Annotated in this window: 24 protein-coding genes and 1 tRNA gene; 11 read left to right on the top strand and 14 right to left on the bottom strand. The window is 65.8% G+C overall.

From position 1 onward, the window contains the following. Together AC24YW_RS10165 and chpT are read right to left on the bottom strand one after the other, a co-directional pair. The coding region (locus AC24YW_RS10165) for a chemotaxis protein CheA (protein ID WP_487482609.1) at positions 1 to 1,083 on the bottom strand (1,083 nt) is incomplete at its 3' end. A 198-nt stretch (positions 1,084 to 1,281) separates the two neighbouring features. Beyond that, positions 1,282 to 1,935: a histidine phosphotransferase ChpT gene (chpT, locus tag AC24YW_RS10170; protein WP_487482610.1), complete on the bottom strand. Its 654-nt coding sequence runs from the start codon at positions 1,933 to 1,935 to the stop codon at positions 1,282 to 1,284. Between the two features lie 198 nt (positions 1,936 to 2,133). Here chpT and AC24YW_RS10175 point away from each other — a divergent pair, with 198 nt between their 5' ends. Then, entirely contained in the window at positions 2,134 to 2,964 is an 831-nt protein-coding gene (locus AC24YW_RS10175; protein ID WP_487482611.1) for a 3'(2'),5'-bisphosphate nucleotidase CysQ family protein, read from the top strand. A 9-nt stretch (positions 2,965 to 2,973) separates the two neighbouring features. On the opposite strand, the gene AC24YW_RS10180 is transcribed toward AC24YW_RS10175, so the two are convergent. Beyond that, complete coding sequence (locus AC24YW_RS10180; protein ID WP_487482612.1) at positions 2,974 to 3,459, bottom strand: YHS domain-containing (seleno)protein; 486 nt, start codon at positions 3,457 to 3,459, stop codon at positions 2,974 to 2,976. A gap of 139 nt (positions 3,460 to 3,598) precedes the next feature. Between AC24YW_RS10180 and AC24YW_RS10185 the strand changes: the two genes are divergently transcribed. From AC24YW_RS10185 to AC24YW_RS10200, 4 genes are all read left to right on the top strand, one after another. Continuing rightward, positions 3,599 to 4,204, top strand: a complete 606-nt coding sequence (locus AC24YW_RS10185; protein WP_157284949.1) for a DUF1134 domain-containing protein — start codon at positions 3,599 to 3,601, stop codon at positions 4,202 to 4,204. Positions 4,205 to 4,324: 120 nt separating this feature from the next. After that, positions 4,325 to 5,638, top strand: a complete 1,314-nt coding sequence (locus AC24YW_RS10190) for a hypothetical protein (protein ID WP_487482613.1) — start codon at positions 4,325 to 4,327, stop codon at positions 5,636 to 5,638. Positions 5,639 to 5,786: 148 nt separating this feature from the next. After that, a tRNA-Val gene (locus AC24YW_RS10195) sits at positions 5,787 to 5,861 on the top strand. Positions 5,862 to 6,166: 305 nt separating this feature from the next. Beyond that, positions 6,167 to 6,589 (top strand): hypothetical protein, encoded by a 423-nt coding sequence (locus tag AC24YW_RS10200; protein ID WP_487482614.1) that lies wholly within the window; start codon positions 6,167 to 6,169, stop codon positions 6,587 to 6,589. Positions 6,590 to 6,618: 29 nt separating this feature from the next. On the opposite strand, the gene AC24YW_RS10205 is transcribed toward AC24YW_RS10200, so the two are convergent. Both AC24YW_RS10205 and AC24YW_RS10210 read right to left on the bottom strand, forming a co-directional pair. Further along, positions 6,619 to 7,272: a 2'-5' RNA ligase family protein gene (locus tag AC24YW_RS10205; protein WP_487482615.1), complete on the bottom strand. Its 654-nt coding sequence runs from the start codon at positions 7,270 to 7,272 to the stop codon at positions 6,619 to 6,621. Positions 7,273 to 7,331: 59 nt separating this feature from the next. Next, positions 7,332 to 8,105 carry an outer membrane protein gene (locus AC24YW_RS10210; RefSeq protein ID WP_487482616.1) on the bottom strand — a complete coding sequence of 258 codons (774 nt, stop codon included), beginning with the start codon at positions 8,103 to 8,105 and terminating at the stop codon, positions 7,332 to 7,334. Positions 8,106 to 8,434: 329 nt separating this feature from the next. Between AC24YW_RS10210 and AC24YW_RS10215 the strand changes: the two genes are divergently transcribed. Next, the gene (locus tag AC24YW_RS10215) at positions 8,435 to 9,208 is read left to right on the top strand and encodes an SDR family NAD(P)-dependent oxidoreductase (RefSeq protein WP_487482617.1); all 774 of its coding nucleotides are present in this window, start codon (positions 8,435 to 8,437) and stop codon (positions 9,206 to 9,208) included. A 117-nt stretch (positions 9,209 to 9,325) separates the two neighbouring features. On the opposite strand, the gene AC24YW_RS10220 is transcribed toward AC24YW_RS10215, so the two are convergent. The 6 genes from AC24YW_RS10220 to AC24YW_RS10245 form a co-directional block, all read right to left on the bottom strand. Then, on the bottom strand, positions 9,326 to 10,003 hold the full coding sequence (locus tag AC24YW_RS10220) for a hypothetical protein (RefSeq protein ID WP_487482618.1): 678 nt from the start codon (positions 10,001 to 10,003) through the stop codon (positions 9,326 to 9,328). Positions 10,004 to 10,125: 122 nt separating this feature from the next. After that, on the bottom strand, positions 10,126 to 10,608 hold the full coding sequence (gene greA, locus AC24YW_RS10225) for a transcription elongation factor GreA (RefSeq protein WP_487482619.1): 483 nt from the start codon (positions 10,606 to 10,608) through the stop codon (positions 10,126 to 10,128). 57 nt (positions 10,609 to 10,665) lie between these two features. Then, positions 10,666 to 11,175 (bottom strand): hypothetical protein, encoded by a 510-nt coding sequence (locus AC24YW_RS10230; protein ID WP_487482620.1) that lies wholly within the window; start codon positions 11,173 to 11,175, stop codon positions 10,666 to 10,668. Between the two features lie 193 nt (positions 11,176 to 11,368). After that, positions 11,369 to 11,707, bottom strand: coding sequence for a hypothetical protein (locus AC24YW_RS10235; RefSeq protein WP_487482621.1), 339 nt, complete (start codon positions 11,705 to 11,707; stop codon positions 11,369 to 11,371). A gap of 167 nt (positions 11,708 to 11,874) precedes the next feature. Then, positions 11,875 to 12,393, bottom strand: coding sequence for a hypothetical protein (locus tag AC24YW_RS10240; RefSeq protein WP_036009755.1), 519 nt, complete (start codon positions 12,391 to 12,393; stop codon positions 11,875 to 11,877). Between the two features lie 38 nt (positions 12,394 to 12,431). Then, complete coding sequence (locus AC24YW_RS10245) at positions 12,432 to 13,979, bottom strand: acetolactate synthase large subunit (protein WP_487482622.1); 1,548 nt, start codon at positions 13,977 to 13,979, stop codon at positions 12,432 to 12,434. Between the two features lie 259 nt (positions 13,980 to 14,238). On the opposite strand from AC24YW_RS10245, the gene AC24YW_RS10250 reads away from it, so the two are divergent. Both AC24YW_RS10250 and AC24YW_RS10255 read left to right on the top strand, forming a co-directional pair. After that, positions 14,239 to 14,817, top strand: coding sequence for a L,D-transpeptidase (locus AC24YW_RS10250; protein ID WP_487482623.1), 579 nt, complete (start codon positions 14,239 to 14,241; stop codon positions 14,815 to 14,817). 72 nt (positions 14,818 to 14,889) lie between these two features. Further along, on the top strand, positions 14,890 to 15,705 hold the full coding sequence (locus tag AC24YW_RS10255) for a DUF2927 domain-containing protein (RefSeq protein WP_487482624.1): 816 nt from the start codon (positions 14,890 to 14,892) through the stop codon (positions 15,703 to 15,705). Positions 15,706 to 15,941: 236 nt separating this feature from the next. On the opposite strand, the gene AC24YW_RS10260 is transcribed toward AC24YW_RS10255, so the two are convergent. Continuing rightward, on the bottom strand, positions 15,942 to 16,970 hold the full coding sequence (locus AC24YW_RS10260; protein WP_487482625.1) for a YcjF family protein: 1,029 nt from the start codon (positions 16,968 to 16,970) through the stop codon (positions 15,942 to 15,944). Further along, positions 16,967 to 18,436, bottom strand: a complete 1,470-nt coding sequence (locus tag AC24YW_RS10265) for a YcjX family GTP-binding protein (protein ID WP_487482626.1) — start codon at positions 18,434 to 18,436, stop codon at positions 16,967 to 16,969. Before AC24YW_RS10265 ends, AC24YW_RS10260 begins: the two co-directional genes overlap by 4 nt. 183 nt (positions 18,437 to 18,619) lie before the next feature. Here AC24YW_RS10265 and trhA point away from each other — a divergent pair, with 183 nt between their 5' ends. Continuing rightward, positions 18,620 to 19,315 carry a PAQR family membrane homeostasis protein TrhA gene (gene trhA / locus AC24YW_RS10270; protein WP_487482627.1) on the top strand — a complete coding sequence of 232 codons (696 nt, stop codon included), beginning with the start codon at positions 18,620 to 18,622 and terminating at the stop codon, positions 19,313 to 19,315. A 44-nt stretch (positions 19,316 to 19,359) separates the two neighbouring features. Next, the gene (locus AC24YW_RS10275) at positions 19,360 to 20,154 is read left to right on the top strand and encodes an SDR family oxidoreductase (protein WP_128266575.1); all 795 of its coding nucleotides are present in this window, start codon (positions 19,360 to 19,362) and stop codon (positions 20,152 to 20,154) included. Between the two features lie 133 nt (positions 20,155 to 20,287). Here AC24YW_RS10275 and AC24YW_RS10280 read toward each other — a convergent pair whose 3' ends face one another. Further along, complete coding sequence (locus AC24YW_RS10280) at positions 20,288 to 20,743, bottom strand: MarR family winged helix-turn-helix transcriptional regulator (protein ID WP_487482628.1); 456 nt, start codon at positions 20,741 to 20,743, stop codon at positions 20,288 to 20,290. Between the two features lie 75 nt (positions 20,744 to 20,818). Here AC24YW_RS10280 and AC24YW_RS10285 point away from each other — a divergent pair, with 75 nt between their 5' ends. Then, positions 20,819 to 21,595, top strand: coding sequence for an SDR family NAD(P)-dependent oxidoreductase (locus tag AC24YW_RS10285; protein WP_487482629.1), 777 nt, complete (start codon positions 20,819 to 20,821; stop codon positions 21,593 to 21,595). Positions 21,596 to 21,598: the final 3 nt, after the last annotated feature.

The following is a 21,598-nucleotide window of genomic DNA, read 5'->3' on the forward strand; positions in this document are numbered from 1 at the left end:
CATGTGGGTGAGCGGGTCCTTGATCAGGTCGAGCACCTGGCGGTCGAGCTCGGTGTCGGCGCCGTGCATCTCGAGCTCGATCTGCTTGCCGAGTTCGGATGAGAGATCGCGGACGATGCGGGGCAACTTCTGCCAGGCATTGCCGATCGGCTGCATGCGCGTCTTCATGACGCCTTCCTGCAGCTCGGCGGTGACGTTGGAGAGGCGCTGCAGCGGCACCTTGAACTCGGTGTCCTCGTTGCGGCGGGAGATCTCCAAGAGCTGGTTGCGGGTCAGGACCAGCTCGGAGACCATGGTCATCAGGTGCTCCAGCGTATCCACGTTGACGCGGATCGACTGGTTGGCGATGCGGTCGCCCTCGCCCGCCATCTCGTCGGCCATCGACTTCTTCGGCGCGGCCTTCTCCTTGGGCTTTGCGGCTTCCTTGGCGGCAGGGGCCTCGGCGGCGGGCGCAGGTGCAGCTTCGGCCTTGACCTCAGCCTTGACAACGGCCGCGGGGACCGGCGCTTCGATCGCGGTCTCGCGGAAGGCGCGCTCGAGCTCGTCGAGCGAAACCTCGCCCGGACGCAGCGGACGCTCCAGGGTCTGATCGACCAGCGTGCCCATGGTCATCTCCTTGGCGGGCGCAGGCGCAGCGGCCGGGGCTTCGGGAACGAGCGGCGGTGCATCGGCAACGGGAGCCGCGCTACCGGCAGCCATGGCGGCCATGCCCTGCTCGACCATCGCCTCCAGCTTGCCGATGAGATCGCGATCGTTCCCTTCAGGCTCGGCCTCGGTCGCCTCAAGGCCTGCCAAAATCTCCTTGATGCGGTCGATCGAGGACAGGATCACCGTCACCGCCTCGGCGGTCACAGGCATGCCGTCGCGGAATTTGCCCATCAGCGTCTCGCCGGCATGCGCCAGCGCTTCCAGCCGCGGCAGGCCGAGGAAGCCGCAGGTGCCCTTGATGGTGTGGACCAGGCGGAAGATGTTATCCAGGATCTTGGCGTTGTTCGGCTCCTGCTCGAACTTCACCAGCTGATTGTCCACGGTGTCCAGGCTCTCGCTGGTCTCCGTCAGAAACTCCCGCAACAGATCATCCATGAAAACAGGCCTTCATACAGGAAGGGCGCGCACGAGGCGTGATGCGCCACTTCGGAATGAGGCCAGCTTCACCGCAAAGCGTTTAATATTGGTTGAGTATGTGCAAAAGAACGGCACCAACAAAGAGATAAGGCGCTCCGGACAAGCCGAAGCGCCTCGTAAAGATTGCATTAACGTTTCGGAAGCGACGCTTCGCGTTTACGAAGCGGTAACGATGATGGCTTCGCCTTCCGGCTTGAGCGTCACGGTGAGCCCGCAGGCCTGTGCGAGCAGCCGCGTATAATAAGGCTGGATCGCATGCGCATCCGCAGCAGGCCCGCGCTCGCCGCTCAGGAGCTCGGAGATGTTCTGCGGCAGGCGTGCGTTGTGTCCGGTCGCGGTGATGCGAAAGCTCATCGTCTCGCCCTCGCCGACCGGATCGACCGTCAGCATGCCACCGCGCGGGATCGTGTGCTGGGCAACGACGAGCATGTTGAGCAGCAGCTTGACGCGGTTCTTCGGCAACAGCAGCCGCGGCAGATTCCACGTGATCGAGCACTTGCCATCCTCGATATGGCCCTTCGCCATGGTGTGGGCATCGCCGAGATCGATCTGCGCGCCGGAGGAGCCGGCCGCGCCGAAGGCAAGGCGGCAGAACTGGAGCCGGGCGGAGGCCGTCTTGGCGCTCTTGCGAATCAGGTCGAGCGCGAACTCGCGGTCCTCGGGCTTGGGATCGTCGTCGAGCACTTCGAGCCCGTTGACGATGGCGCCGACGGGGCTGATGAGATCGTGACAGACCCGCGAGCACAGCAGCGCGGCGAGTTCGAGCATGTCGGGAGCGGCAGTGGTCGCAGGCGACGAGGCGTCAGACATATAATGGGGTCCTGGAGGGTTCCTGGAATTGCACGGCGCTGGACGCCGCGAATCACGCATGCTTGACGGATGCTGCGGGTTCTAACATTCGCAACCCCGCGGCAGCTAGCTTGCGATCGGTTCGAGGCGGCCATAAGCCCAAGCGAATCGATCGGGACGAATCAGTGGACGAGGAACGATATTGCCGACAGATGAGGCATGCAGGTGAAGCGGATCATTGACGGAGCGGCCGCTTCTGGCCTGATGGAGCCGCTGACCACGCTGGTGGTGAGGGCGGGCGAAGCGATCCTCGCCGTCAACCGCGCGGCCATGCGGATCGACGGTAAGCAGGATGGCTCGCCGGTGACCGAGGCCGACCTTGCCGCCGACCGCATCATTGCGGACGGTCTCGCGCAGCTCGCGGGCGACCTTCCGACGCTGTCGGAGGAGCGGACGGGGCTCGCCTCCCCCCCGTTCCAGGGCAGCTTCTTCCTGATCGATCCGCTCGACGGCACCAAGGAGTTCGTCGCCGGCCGCGACGAGTTCACCGTCAACCTCGCATTGGTGACCGACGGCGTGCCGTTGCTCGGCATCGTTTCCGCGCCCGCGCTAGGCCTGCTCTGGCGCGGCATCGTCGGCCACGGCGCCGAGCGCGTGAGGTTCAACGGCGCGACGATCGCCGCGGCCGAGCCGATCCGTACCCGCAAGCTGCCGTCGCGCGGGGAGCCCTGGATCGCCGCGGTGAGCCGTTCGCATGGCGATGCCAGAAGCGAGGCGTTCATCGCCGACAGGCCGAATGCCGTCAGGATGACGTGCGGCTCGGCCGTGAAATTCGGCCGGATCGCGGAAGGCAGCGCGGACATCTATCCCCGTTTCGGGCCGACCTCGGAATGGGACGTCGGGGCCGGCTGCGCGGTCGTGACGGCGGCCGGTGGCAAGGTGACCGACGGCAAGGGCGGCGAGCTCCGATTCGGCCAGCGCAGCGACACCGGCTTCATCATCCCGGAGTTCATCGCCTGGGGCGACAAGCAGGCGGTAGGCTGCTACTGACCGGGCTCGTTACTGCCCGAGCTTCTCCTGCAGGGCCGGCCAGCGCTTGCCCACCTCGTAGAGGAAGCGCTCGGGATCGGCGACGAAAGCGTCGCGATTGTCTTCCCGGCTGAACAAATAAAGCCGCTGCGCCACGATCGCGAAGAAATGCGGATTGGCGGCAACGGTGACGCCGCGGGCGATGTCGACCGGATCATAACCGCCGAATTGCGGTCCGTAGATCTCGGGGTGGGCGAGGAAGGAGGCACGGTTGCCCTCGTTCCGGAAGCGCCAGACGGCCCCCCAGAGGTTCGCCTCGAACTTGGCCGTGCCCTGCACGGCGCTGCCGGCGACGAAATAGGCGACGGGGTCGAAGCCCTCGATGGCGACGCCGCTGAAGCGGTTGACGACGACCCGCTCGGTGGTGGCGGCTCCTGCCGGCCCGCCCGCGCCGAGGATCCAAATGCCCGCCAGCAGGCAGAGGCGGCGGGCGATCAAGGCAATTCCGGGGCGCAAAGGGCTATCTTCCTGCCGTTGTGCCGTCATAGTTGCTGCGGATAACATCCGAGTCGAGGGGACATCCGGCGCAACCTAGAGCCGTGCCTGTTGGCGTCAGGTTAAGGAAGCGACCGGATTCGATACCAGGGGTTCTTTTATGACTTTCGCATCACGCCTTGCTGCGCTCGCGCTTGCCGCGATGATCGGCTGGATCGTGCCGGCCTCCGCCCAGCAGGCGCCGCCGCCCGACCTGCCGCCGCCGCAGCGGACCCCGACGCCCAATACCTATGGGCCGGACGAGCTCGTCACGGCCGGCCACCGCTTCTTCGGCAACGTCTCGCGCGGGCTCGCCTCGATCATCGAGAAGGCGGTCAGCCAATGGGGCCTGCCGAACGGCTACATCCTGGGCGAGGAAGGCTCCGGCGCCTTCGTCGCGGGCCTGCGCTACGGCGAAGGCACGCTCTACACCAAGAACGCCGGCGACCTGCGCGTCTATTGGCAGGGCCCCTCGCTCGGCTTCGACTGGGGCGGCGACGGCGCCCGCACCATGACGCTGGTCTACAACCTGCCCGCCACCAACGCGATCTACCAGCGCTTCGGCGGCATCGACGGCTCGGCCTACATCATCGGCGGCTTCGGCATGACGGCGCTCACCGCCAACAACATCGTGCTGGTGCCGATCCGCTCCGGGCTCGGCCTGCGCCTCGGCGCCAATATCGGCTATCTCAAATACACCCCGCGGGCGACCTGGAACCCGTTCTAGGCGCGCGCCCTCCCCACTGCCCACCGATCAAGGTTAACGACAGAGCGGGGCTGGCTTTTTGCCGGCCCGCCATGGCATTGTCGTTGGTGAATTTTTCCTTAAGCTTGGGAGTTCTGGCCCATGGTCGAACCGATCATGTACCTGGCGATCGGTTTCCTGCTCTCGATGCTGTGCGGGCTTGCGATCGTGCCGCTGGTGCATAACCGCGCGGTGCGCCTGACCACGCGCCGGCTGGAAGCCGCCACCCCGCTGTCGATGGCCGAGATCCAGGCCGACAAGGACCAGCTCCGCGCCGAATTCGCCATGTCCGCGCGGCGGCTCGAGATGAGCGTCGAGCAGCTCAAGAACAAGACCACGAGCCAGCTCGCCGAGCTCGGCAAGAAGAGCGACGCCATCAACCGCATGAAGATCGAGCTCGGCGAGAAGAACGCCACGATCTTCGCGCTGGAGGCGCGCGAGAAGGCGGTGAAGGAGCAGCTCCGCGCCACTGAGGAGGAATTCGCCGCCAAGACGGCGTCCTTGCGCGAAGCCGAGATCGCGTTGACGGACAAGCAGGCCGAGCTCGCCAAGATCAACTCCGAACTGTCCGACCGCTCGATGATGGCGGAGACCCGCCAGGTCGAGCTGGTCGCGGTGCGCGCGCAGATCGAGGAACTGAAGCACCGCGTCGGCGATGCCGAGAAGGAATTTGCCGCCACGCAAGCGCGCCTCGCACAGGAGCGCACCGAATCCGAGACCGCCTCGCGCGAGCTCGCCGAGGCCCGCGGCCGCGTCGAGAACCTGAGCCAGCGCGTCACCGAGCTCGACCGCCAGCTCATCGTGCAGGTCAAGGAGGCCGAGATGCTGTCGGGCCGCGTCGCCGATCTCGAAGGACGCCTCGCCACGCAGGGCAAGCTGCTCGCCGAGCGCGACTACGAGAACAACCAGCTGCGCCAGGCCAACGAGGCGAGCGAGCGCACCATCAAGGAGCTGCGCGTCGAGATTGCGGGCCTCAGCGGCGGCAGATCGTCGGCTGCGATGGAGCAGCTGCGCGCGGAAAAGGCCGCGCTGGAAGAGCAGCTGCGCAGTGCGCGCGACGAGCGCGCCAAACTCCAGCGCGACGTCAACGCGATCCAGCAGCAGGCCGAGAGTTCCTGGGCGACCGAGCGGATGGAGAACGCGCTGCTGCGCGAGCGCATCAACGACATCGCGGCCGAGGTGGCAAAACTCGCGATGCAGCTCGAAGGCCCGAATTCGCCGATCGAGGCCCTGCTCGCGGCCGAGGCCGGCCAGCCGCCGAAGCCGGCACCGCGCCCGGCCAACGATGCCGCGACGGGCGGCACCGCGACCAGCAGCGGTTCTGCGCCCCGCCTGCCCGAAGGCGGCGGAACGCTCGCCGAGCGCATCCGCGCGCTCCAGGCCCACGCCTCCCGCGCCCGCCAGCAGGGCGCGTAACCGGCCGAAATCCGGCTTCCTGCGACCTGTCGAAGCTTTTCCGGCCCCCCGCGTGCCCTCAAAACTTGACACGTTGGGCCGGCACTTCTAAATCGCGGGCTCCGATGTACCGGCCGGCCCAAGGTTGCGGCCGCCTGCATGTGGTCCCGGGCGCATAGCTCAGCGGGAGAGCGTTCCCTTCACACGGGAGAGGTCCAAGGTTCGATCCCTTGTGCGCCCACCACGCTTCGCCAAAAGGCTTCGCGTGGCGCAACCACGTCCAATGGTGGCGAAGCGTGTCCGGCGTCGCTCAAAGAGCGTAGACGGTCTGGGGGTCTTGGGTCCGCTCTGTCAAAAATTCGAAAACAACCCCATGCACAGTAGCCGACCTCAGTCGGATCAATGACTTACGAATTTTCCGAATTTTTCTTGCTCCGTCGGGCAAAACAGGGGCATGATGGCATGATCGGGAGGGACGCACGCTTGATGAGCATGCTGCGCCTGACGGCCCCGTGCCGGATCGCGGCTTAGAGATCAGGGATGAGCTGGATGACGCTCTCTCGCCGTCCTGCGAAACTCTGGATGCGAATTGCGATCGCGGCGCTTGCGGCGGTCGGCATCGGAATCGCGGCCATGGTTGGTCTCATCTGGTTCGCACTCGAAGGGTTCGCCAGCTGCCGCAACGTGGTCCTGAGCTCGACGCGGTCGCCCGACGGCAGCAAAGCGGTGCTTGTCTTCAGGCAGGAATGCAGCGCAACGGTACCGGATTCCACATATGCGAGCATCGCACCGATGGACCGGACCTTTTCACCCGATCGCAACCACGCATTCCTCGGTTTCGCCGGTCACGCAGAGATACTACCCAGCTGGCGCGGGAGCAACGTCGTCGAAATTGCGATGATGCCGGGGATCGAAGGCGGTTTCATCCGGCACGACGAGAAGGTCGGCTCGATCCGGATCGATTACAAATGATCTGCAGGCTCGGTGAATGATCGCACACCTCACGGAGTGCAAACCGGCAATCTCTTTTCCGCAAGCACCCGCACGGGCGGAAAAGAGGCGCAATCGACGACGTCGAACAGCACGCTGATGCTGCCGCTGAATGACTGCGCGAAGGCGATGGCGTCACCACGCTTTGCGTCGGCGATTTGAGTGCCGAGCGTGCAATGAGGTCGCCAGTTTTCGGGCCGATAGTGCAGCCGACAGAAGGCCGGATCGATCGCAGTGCTGATCGAAGCGTGCCATCGGACGAGCGTTTCATCGAATTCCGGCTCCGCCCAGAGCACGAGCGGCGGGCCTGCGAACCAGCGAATTCGCTTGAACGCGACCGGCAATTGCCCTTCGTCTCCTACTGCGCGGAGCATGACCTCCCACGCGGTCTTCGCGGTCATCTCGGGCGTATCATAGATCGCGAATGTAAAATGCGGCCGATAGCCGAGAAGCCTCATGGACGGCTGGCTCTCAAACGCGGCAACTTCATCCCACAAGGCTTCGATCCGCGCTGCGGAGGAATGGTCGGACCGGATGTTGATAGCCAAGGCCATGCGCCGGTTGCTCCATGCGGCAATGGATTCGCCTTCGGCGGCGAACTTGTCGAAGTTCAGATTTGCGCCTGGCGCAGACTCCGGAACAGAGAGAATACGGCCAGGCCGCATTCGCTCGTTGCAGCAAGGAGAGGCTCCGTGCACGGCCCACCGGCGTCACCGGCACGGCTTCAGTATTTGGCGATGACGGGACCGCCGAAGCGATAGTTCAATCGCACGAGACCGATGTCGATGTCCTGACCGATACGCTCCCTGCGCGTGAAGGCGCCGGCAGCCACGCCGCCAAAACCGCCAGCACCGGTGAACGCGACATCGCGATGGCCGAGAAAGATGTGGTCGTATTCCACACCCAGCGACCAGTTCGGAGCGAAGCCGAACTCAAGGCCTGCGCCGATGACGCCGCCCCACCGCGTTTCGCTCGCCCGGTCGAATGCCAAGCCGGTGACGACGTCGTTGGTTTGATATTTGTCGGCCACGACCGCGCCGCCGCCTTTCACGTAGAGCAAGACATTGTTCCAGGCATAGCCAACCTGCCCGGTGAGCAGGCCGAACGCTTCGACCTGAGAACGATTGCGAAGGCCGGTGGGCGGGAAAAGCACCGTGCTGATGTTATCGCCCGTGAAGTCCGCCCAGTTCCCCTGGCCTTCCACGCCGAACACCCAGTTGACAGACTGCCAGCGATATCCGACCTGCCCGCCCGCCGTGCCGCCCGTGGCATCGTGGCATCCTTGGGGGACGATGACGCCGAGTCCGGGGGAAATCAGATCCCAACACTTGCGGCTCGAGCCGCCGCCGCCGTTGACACCGATGTAGAAGCCGCTCCAATCATAGACAGCAGCGACCATCGGCGGCGCCTTGGTATGGGGACGCGCCGCAAGATCGGCGGCGTCGGCGCTCGTGCAGGCCATTCCGAATGCTGCGACGGCAAGCAGTAACTTCTTCATCCGCGTCCCCCACGAATCTCATACGTCGAGCAATGAGCCTGAGCTTATCTAGCTTCGTGGGCTTGGATGTGATCCACATGCAACACCTTAAAGCCACTTTGCGGCGGCGCGCGAGCCGCTCCGTTCATTTCCGCGATAACGCCCCTTAGGCTTGAGGCTGCCGACACCCGTTGGCAGGCGCAGGTTGAGACAATCGTGGCGGGTCAGATCCTGCGGCGTCTTCGGCCGCTGGCGATCGGCGAAGCAGGCGGGCGATCCGGGAAAGTCAGCGTCGAACGATATCGGAAATGATGCGCGGTATACTCGTCTGCAACATTCGAGGAAGCACTATGGCCACCATCTTCATCACCGGGAGCAGCGATGGCCTCGGCCGGGCGGCGGCGCAATCGCTGCTCGATCGGGGGCACCGCGTGGTGCTGCACGCGCGTTCGGCCGATCGTGCCGCGGCCCTCGACGGTCTCGCTTCGCGTGCTGAGGGATTGGTGATTGGCGATCTCAGAAGCGCCGGAGAGACGCGAAGCATCGCCGACCAGGTCAACGCCATCGGGCGCATGGATGCAGTCATCCACAATGCCGGCGTCTACACACGGCCGAGCCGCGGCTCGACGCCGGAAGGCCATGCCGAGACGCTGGCCATCAACACGCTTGCGCCGTTCATGCTGACGGCCCTGATCGCGCGGCCGGCCCGATTGGTCTATCTCAGCAGCGGATTGCACCGCGGTGGAGAGGGCTCGCTCGACGACCTCGACTGGACCGGGCGGGCGTGGAATGCAGCCACGGCCTATGCCGAGAGCAAGCTGCACGTCGTCGCGCTCGCCTTCGCACTGGCGCGACGCTGGCCCGACGTGCTCTGCAACGCCGTCGATCCCGGTTGGGTACGCACGAAGATGGGCGGCGCCGGCGCCCCGGTCGATATCGACACCGGGCAACGGACCCAGACCTGGCTGGCAGTCAGCGAGGAGCCCGCGGCGCGGGTGAGCGGGCGCTACTGGCATCACCTCGAGCAGCAAGAGCCGGCCCGTGAGGCGACCGATCCGAGATTTCAGGACCAGCTCATCGGCAAATTGACCGAACTGACGGGAGTCGAGCTACAGCGGGTGTAATGTTCGATGTATCCTCGTCATTGCGAGTGCAGCGAAGCAATCACGAATCCCTCTGCAGAAAGACTCTGGATTGCTTCGTCGCAAGAGCTCCTCGCAATGACGGCGGAGAGCAGCGTTTCACGCCGCGCGCCTGGTCCGCCAGGCCGTATAGAAACCGATCAGTGTCCCCATGGCGACCAGTCCGGCCGCCAGCAGCACCTGCAATTGTCCATCGTCGGTGGGGCCGATGGACGATACCAGCCTGGTCACGATGACGAACAGAATGCCCACGGCGGCCGCTGCACCGACGCAGAGATAGGCGAGCTCGCGCGTCAGGCTGCGGCCGAGCAGTCCGAGCGCCGTGAAATACATCGAGCAGGCGTTGGGATGAACGAACAGGGCAATGCGCGCATAGCGACCATAGGCGTCGAACAGCGACTCGCATCGGCGCAGAGCCGCCTTCGAGGCCACCCGCTGCAGAAACGGTCTGAAGAAACGAGCCTGTCCATAGCTGAGGATGGCGCCCAGGATGATGGCGAGCCACGCTACGAAGAAGACGGAGCCGTCCGCGGCCTTCGGGTTCAGCGCTATGGACATCAGGATCAGGGCGGTTCCGGGAAAATAGCCGAAATACGGGAAGACCGCTTCCACCAGCACGCAGACGAACATGAAGGCTGGAAACCATGCCGACCCGGCCGCGCCGTGGACGACGGCGTTCAGGTCGAACACGCTCGTCCTGTAGAGAACGAGGTACATGCACATGGCGAGGCCCGCCAGCGCATAGAACGGCAAGGCTCCAGACAAAAACCGTCTCATCCGATCATCAACTTCGTTTGGCGGAGACGACGGCCTCGCGCTGTTCCGGATCATGCTTTAGGCGAATGGGATTGCTGCTGTCGATGGCGCTCTTTGCCACGCAAGCTTTCGGCTGGCGTGCCCTACGCAATCGACAGAATCTCGATCTCCTGCGCGCCAGAGCCGACGACGTCGCCGACCGCCTTGCCCATCAGCGACCGCGCAACCGGCGCGACGAACGAGATCGAGCCGGCCTTGGGGTCGGCTTCATCCTCGCCGACGATGCGGTAGGTCTGGACGCGGCCGTCCGCTCGGCTGAAGCTCACGGTGCTGCCGAAGGCGACGATTTCTGTCGCGACAGGATCGGGCATCACCTGCGCCGTGCGCAAGCGTTCGGTGAGATAGCGGAGATCGCGCAGGGGCACGGCCGACTGCCGGCGCTTCTCGTTGACGTCCTCGATGGCTTGCGCGGCGTCATAGGCCGCGCGCGCTTCGGCGAGCTGCGTCTGCAATGCCTTGAAGCCTGCTTCCGTCACGAGGTTCGGATGCGGCGAGATCGGGCGGTCCGGCAACAGCGTCTCGGACGCGGTTTCGGCGCTCTCTTCCTTGGTGAAGGCGACGCTCAATTGAAGATCCTGTCGAACTATTTCGCTTGCGACGCCGCACGGCGCCCGCGACCGAGGTTATATCTCAAGTTCGACGAAACGGCGGAGCTTGAAGACGAGGTCCGGTACGGCCTGGCGGAACCGGGTTGCGTTCTGGAAGCTCGTCGAGAACGGCGCGAAGGTGAGCATCGCGTTCCAGTGCCGGTAACCATAGACCGTGACCGAGACGCCGGAACTCGGGAAGTTGTCCAGCTTGCGCAGCTCGCTGAGCACGAGATCGGCGATCGCCTCCGCCGGCAGCAGGCGCTTGCCGTCCCGCGTGGTTGCGATTTGCGCGGGCGGCTCGGCCGGCCCGGCGGCCGCCGCTGCGGCATCGGGTGCGCTCTCGGCTTTGGCCGCATCGGATCTGGACTCGGACTCGGACTTGGACTCGGACTTGGACGTCGCGGCCGGCTCCACGGGATCCGCCGGAACGATCGGCGGGACCTCGGCGAGCGGCGGCGGTGCAACAGGATCTGCGCGCTTGTTGCCTCCCAGGATGCTGCTGATCATGGCCACAAGGCCGGCATCCTTCACCTCGTCGCTCATCATTCCCCCTGGCTTCGGGCTACTCTAGCACCGCTCGCGCAGACCGCCACCGGCGTGGTATCGCATTTTGAGAACCGTTCCCTGCAGACATCCTTCGAGACGCCCGCTTTGGACGAGGCGTGCGCACCGGCCGCGCTACAAGCCGTATGCGATGGCGTGGGCGATGTGGGGCCGGACGTCGCCGCGCGATGGGTTATTGTTTATCGAACGGAATGTATTGGTGGTACTGCTTGGGCACGGAGCTGCGGTACCGCGCCGGCACGGTGCCGGTGTCGACCGAACGATCGATCTCCTGCTGGCGGGTCATCTTCTTCTTCGCCGGCTTCTTCGACGCGCTCTTCTTGCCGTCAGTGGGCTGGCTGGACGTGTCGGTGGTCGCGCTCGGCGCTGTGGTCGTCGCAGCCGGCGCAGTGCTTGTCGCGGCAGGCGCAGCGGTTCCGCCGGCGGCCGGCGTGCCCTGCGCCAGCACGAGCGGGGATTGCATCATGAGCACCAGCGCTGCCGTCGCAGCCAGCAAATATGATTTCTGCATCAGAACCTCCAAAATGCCTGATCCGAATGGGCCTAACCTAGGCCTCCGGCATCGACGCGTGCAAGTCCGTCGACGATAGGTCCGATCGCACGCCGGAACTGTGGTGGGGATCACACTCCCGGCATGGCCCTGCCTCAAGACATCGCAGCTGCGCACTGCGCGCTCGGCTATGCGCGAGCTGCGCGGCCGGTCTCCTCCAGCCGCGAGGCGAACCAGCGTGACAGCGGCTCGTCGACGGCACCGCTGACATAGACCTCCGACATCGTCACATGTTGCCTGTCCAGCACCAGGAGCAGGCCGATCCAATAGGGAAACCAGACATGGACGTCGGTCAGCGCCCGCAGCTTGTGCTGGTCGTGATCGAGCGGCGTGTGGTTGCTTGCCTTGCGGATCTCCACGGCGAGCAGATTGTTCGGGATCTCGCGCTGATGCACGACGACATCGGGGTAGATCGACTTGCCGAGATGGTCGTCGGTCGAGATGATGGTGCCGTGCGGCAGATGCAGCGTGCGCTCTCCGAGCCGGTCGTAATTACAGTCGACCGACCAGCCCGAAAACTGCTTTTCCAGATGCACGGCGAAACGGTGCGTGACCGCCCGCTCGCCGACGTCCTTCTCGAACAGGAAACCCTCGTGGGCGTAGAAGTCCCGGACAGCCGCGATCACCTTGTTCAGCTCGGTCTGCATCGTGCCTCCGGGCTCACGGCGCTCTGTCTGCTGCCGTCCTACATCTGAACTTCGATCAGGCGCGGGCCGGGCTCGGCGACGGCCTCTGCCAGCGCCTTGTTGAACTCGTCGGCGTTGGTGACGGCGCGGCCGGGCACGCCCATGCCCTTGGCCAGCGCCACGAAGTCCAGGGTCGGGCGGTCGAGGCGGAGCATGTCGTTGGCGCGCTGGCCGGGCTCGCCTGCGCCGACATTGTCGAACTCGCCGCGCAGGATCTGGTAGATGCGGTTGGCGAACACGATGGTGACGATGTCGAGGTTCTCGCGCGCCTGGGTCCACAGCGACTGGATCGTGTACATCGCGCTGCCGTCGCCGACCATGGTGATCACCTTGCGGTCGGGGCAGGCGATCGCGGCACCAATCGACAGCGGCGTCGAGAAGCCGATCGAGCCGCCCATGTTCTGCAGCCAATCGTGCGGAGCCGCCGCCGCCGTCGGCGGGAAGAAGCCGCGGCCGGTGGTCAGGGATTCGTCGACCATGATCGCGTTCTCGGGGATCGCACAGGCAATGGCCTGCGCGATCGAGGCGAAGGTGAGCGCGCCGGTCGGCTTGACCAGTTCCTGCAGAGCCTGCGGCTTGACGTCCCTGGTGCTGGCTTTCACGGCGCCGGCGAGCGCCTCGAGCGCGGCGACCGAATTCTCGCCCCAGGAGGTCATGCGATGCACCTCGCAGCCCTGCGGCTTGAGCATGCTCGGCTTGTTCGGATAGGCGAAGAACGCCACGGGGTCGTCGGACTCGACCAGCACGATGTGACGGAATTTCGCCAGCATCGGCAGGGCCTGATCAATGACGTAATGGATGCGGTCGATCGAGAAACGGCCGCGGCCGCGCGCCATCTTCGGACGGAAGGTCGGGCCCATCACGGTGCAGCCGGTCTTGCCGGCGATGCGCTCGGCCAGCGCCAGCCCCTGCTCGCTCAGCGCGCTGCCGGTCATCAGGAGCAGCGTGCCCTCGCCGTCGCCATGCAGGATCTTCGCGGCCTGCTCGACCGCCTGCGGCGAATAGCTGGCGCGCTGCTGCTCGGCCGGCACCTCGGCGATGCCGTCGGCCTCGTTCCAGGCGGTGTCGGCGGGCAGGATCAGCGTCGCGATCTGCGGCGGCGCGCTTTTGGCGGCGGCAATCGCCGCCGCGCCGTCGGCGGCGACCGATTTGGCATCCGGCGAGGTGCGGACCCAGGACGACATCGGCCGGGCCAGGCCTTCGATGTCGGAGGTCAGCGGGGCGTTGTAGCCGATGTGGTAGACGGCGTGCTGGCCGACGATGTTGACGATGCCGGAATTGGCCTTCTTGGCATTGTGCAGATTGGCAAGGCCGTTGGCGAGGCCGGGACCGAGATGCAGCAGGGTCGAGGCCGGCGTGCCCTTCATGCGGAAGTAGCCGTCGGCCGCGCCCGTCACCACGCCTTCGAACAGGCCGAGCACGCAGCGCATGCCGGGGACGCGGTCGAGCGCCGCGACGAAATGCATCTCGGAGGTGCCGGGGTTGGTGAAGCAGACGTCCACCCCGCCCTTGACCATCGTCCGCACCAGGCTTTCCGCACCGTTCATTCTGTCTGCTCCCGCAACCGGCCAGTGATCCGTTCGGTCAATCATTGTTCGCACGGCCCGTCAAAGCAATAGCGGGCATCGCGGCCCTGCCCCGCGTGAGGACGCGCGGATTTGGCTAACGATTTCCGGCAAATTGGCGAGAGTTGCGATTTGGTAACGTCAGTCGTTAACGATGCCACCCTCACGGGCCCGTGGCTTGCGAAACGCGCGCAAATATGGCCTCTGGCTCGGGTTGAATCGATTTTTTCTGGGGGAGACAATGATCCGGTTTTTTGCCGCACCGATGGCCGCAATGGCGCTGCTGCTGGCTGGCGCGCCCGACGCATCCGCGACGGGAATGTTCGACTTCACGGGCACCAGTTCCACCGGCTATATCGGCCGCGGCGGCGCGAGCCCGATCCCCCGCACCACGGTCATGTACAGCGGCAATTACGCCCCCGGCACGATCGTGGTGAACACCTCCGAGCGGCGGCTCTATTTGGTGCTCGGGAACGGGCAGGCGCTGCGCTACGGCATCGGCGTCGGCCGCGACGGCTTCCGCTGGGGCGGGGTGCACAGGATCACCGCCAAGAAGGAATGGCCGGACTGGACGCCGCCCTCTCAGATGCTGGCGCGCCGCCCGGACCTGCCGCGCCACATGAAGGGCGGCGTCGACAACCCGCTCGGCGCCCGCGCCATGTATCTGGGCTCGACCCTGTACCGCATCCACGGCTCCAACGAGCCGGAGACGATCGGTCAGGCGGTCTCCTCGGGCTGCTTCCGCATGACCAACGACGACGTCACCGACCTCTATAGCCGCGTCTCGATCGGCACCACGGTGGTGGTGCTCAACAACTGAGCCAGGAACCCGCAAGGCGCGTGAATTTGCACTCTTGTGCACGCGGGGCGAATGCGGCAGCGTCACAGCACGATGAGCGCATTCGTCCCGCCTTCGCCCCGCCTTCGCGTCGCCCTGCTGACAATCGCGACGCTCGCCTGCGCGCCTGACATCGCACCCATGGCTGCCGCCGGCGAGCTGCCCGCGGTGTCCTCGCGCCAGCGCGCCGAGAAAAAGAGCTTCACCGACGGTGAGATCATCGAAGGCTTCCTGAAGACGGCATTCGGCGCCGAATACCATCTTGCCGGCCGCGTCGACCGCATCCGCAAGTTCGACGGGCCGGTGCGCGTCTACGCCGAGAGCGACCGCGAGGATCGCAAGACGCAGCTCGCCAAGGTCGTGGCCGACATCGGAAGGCGCGTGCAGCATCTCGACATCGCCATGATCGATACTAACGAAGCGGCGAATGTGCGCGTGAAGCTGGTGCGCGACCGCGATCTCTTCCGCACCATCTCGAGCTTCTACGGCGCCGAGAAGGCGCGCGAGATCCGCTCCTCGCTCGATCCGCAATGCCTGTCCGGCTTTCGCAAGAACGACAATTTCGAGATCGAGCATTCCGACGTCATCCTCACCGTCGACAACGGCGATTTCACCTTCCTCGACTGCGCCTATGAGGAGCTGCTGCAATCGCTCGGGCCGATCAACGACACCACGAGCGTGCCCTGGACCATGTTCAACGACAACGTCTCGATGGGCTATTTCGACGTCTACGACCAGTACATCCTCAACCTGCTGTACGATCCTCGCATCAAGGCGGGCATGACCGTGGCGGAGGTCAAGGCCGTGCTTCCCGCCGTCCTCAAGGACGTGCGCGCCTGGGTGAAGCAGGCGAATAATCTGAAGGAGTGAGGCGGTCCTGCCCTATCGCGTATGGCTTGTAGCACGGCCGGCGCGCACGCCTCGTCCTTCGAGACGGCGCTGACGCGCCTCCTCAGGATGAGGCTCATCGGCATCAGTGCTCGTTGAAAATGCTGCCGCGCACTCCGCCCTCATCCTGAGGAGCCCGCCTCAAGCGGGCGTCTCGAAGGATGGCTGCAGGGACGAGCTCTCAAATGCGACAGCCCTCGGAAGGGTAACGCGGCGATCTACTCGTCGCCGTTCTTCTTGCGCAGCAGATCCGTCGCCAGATCCGACAGCTTCGGCGGCGGCAGGGCCGCGAACGGCAGCGGCCGCGTTACGTCGATCGCGGCCAATCCCAGCCGCGCCGTCAAGAGCCCGTTCAGCACGCCTTCACCCAGGCGCTGCGACAGCTTTGCCGCGATGCCGTGGCCGAGCATCTGCTGCACCAGGCTGTCGCTCGCGGCCATGCCGCCGGTGATGGCGAGATGGGCGATGACGTGGCGAAGCAGGCGGATCATGCCGAGCGCGCCGGGACGGCTGCCATAGAGATAAGCGAGCTGGCGGATCAGGCGCAGCGCGGCGACGAACACGAACAGCACGTCGATGGCGGCGCGCGGGCTCACCGCCGTCACGATCGAGACCTTTTGCGCCGCCGACGACACCAGCCGCCGCGCCTCGGCATCCAGCGGCGACATCAGCTCGCGCTCGGCGAGGCGGATCATGTCGGCGCCGTCGATGATCTCGCCGGCGTGGCTCTCGAGCGTCGCGCGGGCGCGCGCCAGCTGCGGGTTCTGGTGCGCGATCTTGAGCAGGTCCTGGACGATGACACGGCTCTCCTTGCGATCGTCGCTGGCCAGCACGGAAGCTGCACGCTGATGCAGCTTCTCGATCATCGCAAGACGCGCGAGGCCGAACGCCTCGCGTCCGATCACGACGGCGAGCGCCAGCGCGGTGACGGCGGCGAAGGCAAGTCCGACGAAGCCGAGCGTCTCGTTGCGCGCGAACAGATCCTCGATCAGATGGACCACGCCGAGCCCGGTGCCGAGCAGCGTCAATCCGGCGAGCCCGGACCAGAACAGCGTGCCCCAGGGAAAGCCGCGCCGCGCCGGGACTACGGCTTGCACCGGCACCGGCAGCAGCGCCGGATCGGGCTCCGGCGTGATCTGGATGGTGGCGCGACCGAGACGGCCGGTCTCGTCGGCCTCGGCGACGACGACGCCGGGATCGTCGAGCCGGAACGTCGCCGGCCGCCGGGGTTTCGATCGGTCGTTCATGCGAGCTTGTCTCCGATCAGGAACTGCAAGGCACGGTCGAGGCGGATGTGTGGCAGCGTCGGCTCGTCGGCCCCCTCGCGTTCGAGCTTCGGCGGGCGGAAGCGCAGGAAGCGGAAATCGCTGTTCCCGGCCGCCTCCGTCGCGAGCCCGCGGAACGCATCCGTGCCGTTGAACAGCGGTTCGGGATCGAGCGGCAGATCGCCCGGAAAAGTCGCAACCTCGGTATTGCCGTCGAAGAACTCGCCGCCGGCGCTTTCGCCCGCGGCGGGTGTTCCCAGGATCGACGGCAGCTTGTCGCGGCCGTGCGCCACCTGCGCTTCGCGCGTGGCGCGCACGGCGGCCAGCGCCACGACGTCGATCGCCGCGCCGGTGTTTTCCGCGCGCGCAGCGGCGCGCGCGACGGCGCGGCGCAGCACGGCCTCGAGCCGGTCGTGGCTGGAATGATGCAGATGATCCGCCTTGGTCGCGGCGAACAGGATGCGGTCGATGCGCGGCCGGAACAGGCTGGAGAGGATCGTGCTGCGGCCGATGTTGAAGCAGTCGAGAATGCCTGATAGCGCGGCTTCGAGATCGTGCAGCGCCTCGGGGCCGGAGTTGAACGCGGCGAGCGCATCGGCCAGCACGATCTGACGGTCGAGCCGCGCGAAATGATCGCGGAAGAACGGCCGCACCACGACGTCCTTGTAGGCTTCGAAGCGCCGCACCATCATCGCCCACAGCGATCCCTCGCCGGCCTGCCCGCCCGCAGGCACGTCCAGCGGCGCAAAGGTCAGCGCCGGCGTGTCGGCGAGATTGCCGGGCATCAGGAAGCGGCCGGGCGGCAGCAGGCTCATCGCAAAGCGCTCGTCGCGGCAGACCCGCAAATAATCGGTGAAGAGCTTCGCGGCCGTCAGCGTCGCCTGCTCGTCCTCGCGCGCTTCGGGCTTGAGCGTCGCGAGATGACTGTGCCACTCGGCCGCGAGATGCGCGCGCGGCGCCTCGCGCGACAGCGCCAAGCTCTCCGCCGACCATTGCTCGTAGCTCTTGTGGAGCAGCGGCAGATCCAGCAGCCATTCGCCGGGATAGTCGACGATGTCGAGCGTCAGCGTGCGGTCGGCGCCATTCGGGCGCTGGTAGTCGATCACGAGCCTGAGCTCGCTGATGTCAACGGTCGAGCTCGGCCAGCGCCGTTCCTCGATCAGCGCGCGCAGATGGCTCTCATAGGCAAAGCGCGGCACGGCATCGTCCGGCTGCGGCGCCAGGTGGGCCCGCGCGATCCGGCCCGAGGCGTAGGCCTCGAACACCGGAAACCGGCCGCCGCGCGTCAGTCCATGGATCAGCGCGGTGATGAATACGGTCTTACCGGCGCGCGACAGGCCGGTGACGCCAAGCCGCACCGTCGGGTTGAAGAAATGCTCGCCATAGTCGATCAGCGCCCGCGCCGACAGCCGCGCCTCCTCGACCATATCCTGGAAACTGAATGCCATATGAACGTGAGGAATCTCGGGCGAGGGATATGCAAAACGGATTAGTCACAAAAGTGGCAATTGCCTGAGGAAATTCAAGCTTTCATACTTCCACCGCCTTTGTCGGCAAATCAGCCGTTGAACGACGCGCCGGTCCCGAAACACCCATTCTGAGGGCATTGCCTCGAGCCTTTGCGGATTGCCATGACCGTCTTCCAGTTGAAGCAGCTTGCATCCTCTTCCGTCCACGCCGCAGCCGACGCGATCGGCTGGGACTACGATCGCGCCGAGCTGATCGCCGACGGCATCGTCCACGGGATCGGCGTGCTCTCAGGGATCATTGCCGCGACGGTGCTGGTGGTGCTGACGGCGCTCCATGCCGACGCCACCGACATCGTCGGCGTCTCCGTCTATGTCGCCGGCCTGCTCTCGATGCTGGTGCTGTCGGCAACCTATAATCTCTGGCCGGTCTCGCCGGCCAAATGGCTGCTGCGCCGTTTCGACCATTCCGCGATCTATCTCCTGATCGCGGCGACCTACACGCCCTTCATCCTGGAGCTGAAGGACAGCGTGTTCGCTCTGGTGCTGCTCGCCGGCGTCTGGTGCGTGGCAATCCTCGGCATCGTGCTGAAGCTGCTCTATCCCGGCCGGTTCGACCGCGTCTCGGTCGGCATCTATCTTGCGATGGGCTGGAGCGGCATGATGCTCTACGATTCCGTGGTCAGGGCGTTGCCCACGCTGGTGCTGGGCTTCATCCTTGCCGGCGGCCTGCTCTACAGCTTCGGCGTGATCTTCCACGCCTGGCGGCGGCTGCGCTTTCAGAATGCGATCTGGCACGGCTTTGTCTTGGCCGGCGCGGCATGCCATTATACCGCGGTGCTCGACCTCGTGTTGAGCTGAGAAGTTTCCGCGAAGCGGTATAAGAAGACGGGAGGAGACGTCGCATGCAGGTGACCGGCAAGGTCGTGGTCGTCACGGGCGGCGCAAACGGCATCGGCAAGGCGCTGTGCGAGGCCTTTCACAATGCCGGTGCGGCCAAGGTCGTGGTCGCGGACATGGACGCCGCCAATGCGCGAGCGGTCGCGGCCATGGTCGATGGCGCCGCCTTCAAATGCGACGTCGCGCAGGAAAAGGACATCGTCCACGTCATTGAGGAGACCGAGCGGCAGTTCGGCCCGATCGCGCTGTTCTGCTCCAACGCCGGCATCGGCGGCGGCTTCGATCCGATGTCGGAGAATGCCGGTGGCGCGTCCGACGAGCCGTGGCAGCGCAGCTGGGCGATCCACGTCATGGCGCATGTCTATGCGGCGCGGCATCTCGTCCCCCGCATGAGAGCGCGCGGCGGCGGCTATTTCCTCAACACCATCTCGGCCGCGGGCCTGTTGTCGCAGGTCGGCAGCCCGGCCTATTCGACGACGAAGCACGCTGCGGTCGGTTTTGCCGAGAACCTCGCGATCTCGCACAAAGCCCACAACATCAAGGTCTCGATCCTCTGTCCGCAGGGTGTCGACACCAACATGCTGCGCTCGATCCCCAAGGGCCCGCAATCCGGCGACGGCGACCTGACGCCCGAACAGGTGGCGAAAGACGTGCTCGCCGGCCTCGAGCAGGAGACGTTCCTGATCCTGCCGCACCCGCAAGTGCTCGGCTACATGCGCAAGAAGACCGAGAATTACGACCGCTGGATCGGCGGCATGGCCAAGATCCAGGCGAGGATGCGGGAAGAGTTCGGGAAGTAGAGGAGGTTCGCCCACCGCCGTCATTCCCCGCGAAAGCGGGGAATCCAGTACGCCGCGGCCTATCGATTGAACCACTGATGTCCCGGAGTACTGGATCGTCCGGTCAAGCCGGACGATGACACCGGGAGTGACGTTACACCAGGGTCTCCTCCTCCACCCGGCTCGCCCGCAGCGCCTGCGCATAGAGCATCATGCCCTCGCGCACGATGCGCTGCTCGGCTTCCGTCAGGGCCGCCAGCGCGCCGCGCACCTGCTGGCGGCCGAACGCGTGCAGCGCCTCCAGCGTGCGCCGGCCCTTCGCCGTCAGCGACAGCCTCTTGCTGCGCGCATCCGCCTCGTCCGGCGTCTCCTTGAGCTCGCCGCAATCGACCAGCTTGCGCACCAGGCGGCTGACGCTGGATTTCTCCAGCCGCAGGAAATCCCCGAGCTCGCCCGAATTCATCGGGCCGCGGATGCCGATCTCCAGGATGGTGTGGACCGCCGAGGGCGGATAGCCCGAGGCCGCCACCGTGGCGTCCATGAAGCCGAGCTCGCGCACCATCAACCGCGAGGCGGCGCGGATGTCGTCGATCAGCGAAAGCTCGTCCATCTTGACTCCACCCATACAGTTGTATCATACAACTATATGGGTGCAACGGCGCGCGCAAGCGTTTTGGAGTGAGCCATGAGCGAAGCTTTGCCGGCAGGGAGGCGGATGAGCGGCAAGGTCTGCCTGGTCACCGGCGGCGGCAGCGGCATCGGGCGCGCCACGGCGCTGCGGATGGCTGCCGAAGGGGCGGAAGCGGTCGTCGTCGCCGGCCGGCGCGAAGCCGAGATCGAGGCCACCGCCGCCGCCTGCCGTGAGCTCGGCACGGAGGCGATCGCGCTTCAGACCGACATCACTGAGGAAGACGAGGTCGCGCGCCTGGTCGGCACCGCGGTCGGGCGCTGCGGCCGGCTCGACGTTGCCTTCAACAATGCCGGCTTCCAGGAGCGCCGCGCGCCGCTGGAACAGCAGGGCACGGAGATTTTTGATAGCGTGTTCGACACCAATGTCCGCGCGCTGTTCCTCTGCCTGCGCCATCAATTGCCGGCGATGCTGGCGCAGGGGCGCGGCTGCATCGTCGTCAACACCTCCGTCAGCGGTGTGCGCAATCCCAATCCCGGCTTCTCGCTCTATTCGGCCTCGAAGGCTGCCGCGATCTCGCTGACGCGATCAGTGGCGATGGAGAACGCGCCGCGCGGCATTCGCATCAATGCCATCGCGCCCGGCCGCGTCGTCACCGACATGATGCTGCGCGCCGGCGTCGGCGATGTCGCGACGGTCAGCGCAGGCCTGCCGCTGCGGCGGATGGGCAGCCCGGAGGAAGTGGCGGAGGCCGTGGTGTGGCTGTCGTCGGATGCCTCATCGTATGTCGTCGGTCACGTGCTGGCGGCGGACGGAGGATTTCTGGCGTCGTGATGA

This window comes from Bradyrhizobium sp. USDA3516, assembly GCF_057651995.1.

Bases quoted from the DNA above. Each gene is read 5' to 3' on its own strand.
- AC24YW_RS10230 (WP_487482620.1), bottom strand. From the start codon at position 11,175: ATGAGCGACGAGGTGAAGGATGCCGGCCTTGTGGCCATGATCAGCAGC.
- AC24YW_RS10240 (WP_036009755.1), bottom strand. From the start codon at position 12,393: ATGCAGACCGAGCTGAACAAGGTGATCGCGGCTGTCCGGGACTTCTAC.
- AC24YW_RS10220 (WP_487482618.1), bottom strand. From the start codon at position 10,003: ATGAGACGGTTTTTGTCTGGAGCCTTGCCGTTCTATGCGCTGGCGGGC.
- AC24YW_RS10200 (WP_487482614.1), top strand. From the start codon at position 6,167: ATGACGCTCTCTCGCCGTCCTGCGAAACTCTGGATGCGAATTGCGATC.
- AC24YW_RS10255 (WP_487482624.1), top strand. From the start codon at position 14,890: ATGAGCGCATTCGTCCCGCCTTCGCCCCGCCTTCGCGTCGCCCTGCTG.
- chpT (WP_487482610.1), bottom strand. From the start codon at position 1,935: ATGTCTGACGCCTCGTCGCCTGCGACCACTGCCGCTCCCGACATGCTC.
- AC24YW_RS10215 (WP_487482617.1), top strand. From the start codon at position 8,435: ATGGCCACCATCTTCATCACCGGGAGCAGCGATGGCCTCGGCCGGGCG.
- AC24YW_RS10265 (WP_487482626.1), bottom strand. From the start codon at position 18,436: ATGGCATTCAGTTTCCAGGATATGGTCGAGGAGGCGCGGCTGTCGGCG.
- AC24YW_RS10285 (WP_487482629.1), top strand. From the start codon at position 20,819: ATGAGCGAAGCTTTGCCGGCAGGGAGGCGGATGAGCGGCAAGGTCTGC.
- AC24YW_RS10175 (WP_487482611.1), top strand. From the start codon at position 2,134: ATGCAGGTGAAGCGGATCATTGACGGAGCGGCCGCTTCTGGCCTGATG.
- AC24YW_RS10190 (WP_487482613.1), top strand. From the start codon at position 4,325: ATGGTCGAACCGATCATGTACCTGGCGATCGGTTTCCTGCTCTCGATG.
- AC24YW_RS10250 (WP_487482623.1), top strand. From the start codon at position 14,239: ATGATCCGGTTTTTTGCCGCACCGATGGCCGCAATGGCGCTGCTGCTG.
- AC24YW_RS10275 (WP_128266575.1), top strand. From the start codon at position 19,360: ATGCAGGTGACCGGCAAGGTCGTGGTCGTCACGGGCGGCGCAAACGGC.
- AC24YW_RS10235 (WP_487482621.1), bottom strand. From the start codon at position 11,707: ATGCAGAAATCATATTTGCTGGCTGCGACGGCAGCGCTGGTGCTCATG.
- AC24YW_RS10210 (WP_487482616.1), bottom strand. From the start codon at position 8,105: ATGAAGAAGTTACTGCTTGCCGTCGCAGCATTCGGAATGGCCTGCACG.
- AC24YW_RS10260 (WP_487482625.1), bottom strand. From the start codon at position 16,970: ATGAACGACCGATCGAAACCCCGGCGGCCGGCGACGTTCCGGCTCGAC.
- AC24YW_RS10185 (WP_157284949.1), top strand. From the start codon at position 3,599: ATGACTTTCGCATCACGCCTTGCTGCGCTCGCGCTTGCCGCGATGATC.
- AC24YW_RS10205 (WP_487482615.1), bottom strand. From the start codon at position 7,272: ATGCGGCCTGGCCGTATTCTCTCTGTTCCGGAGTCTGCGCCAGGCGCA.
- AC24YW_RS10245 (WP_487482622.1), bottom strand. From the start codon at position 13,979: ATGAACGGTGCGGAAAGCCTGGTGCGGACGATGGTCAAGGGCGGGGTG.
- trhA (WP_487482627.1), top strand. From the start codon at position 18,620: ATGACCGTCTTCCAGTTGAAGCAGCTTGCATCCTCTTCCGTCCACGCC.
- AC24YW_RS10280 (WP_487482628.1), bottom strand. From the start codon at position 20,743: ATGGACGAGCTTTCGCTGATCGACGACATCCGCGCCGCCTCGCGGTTG.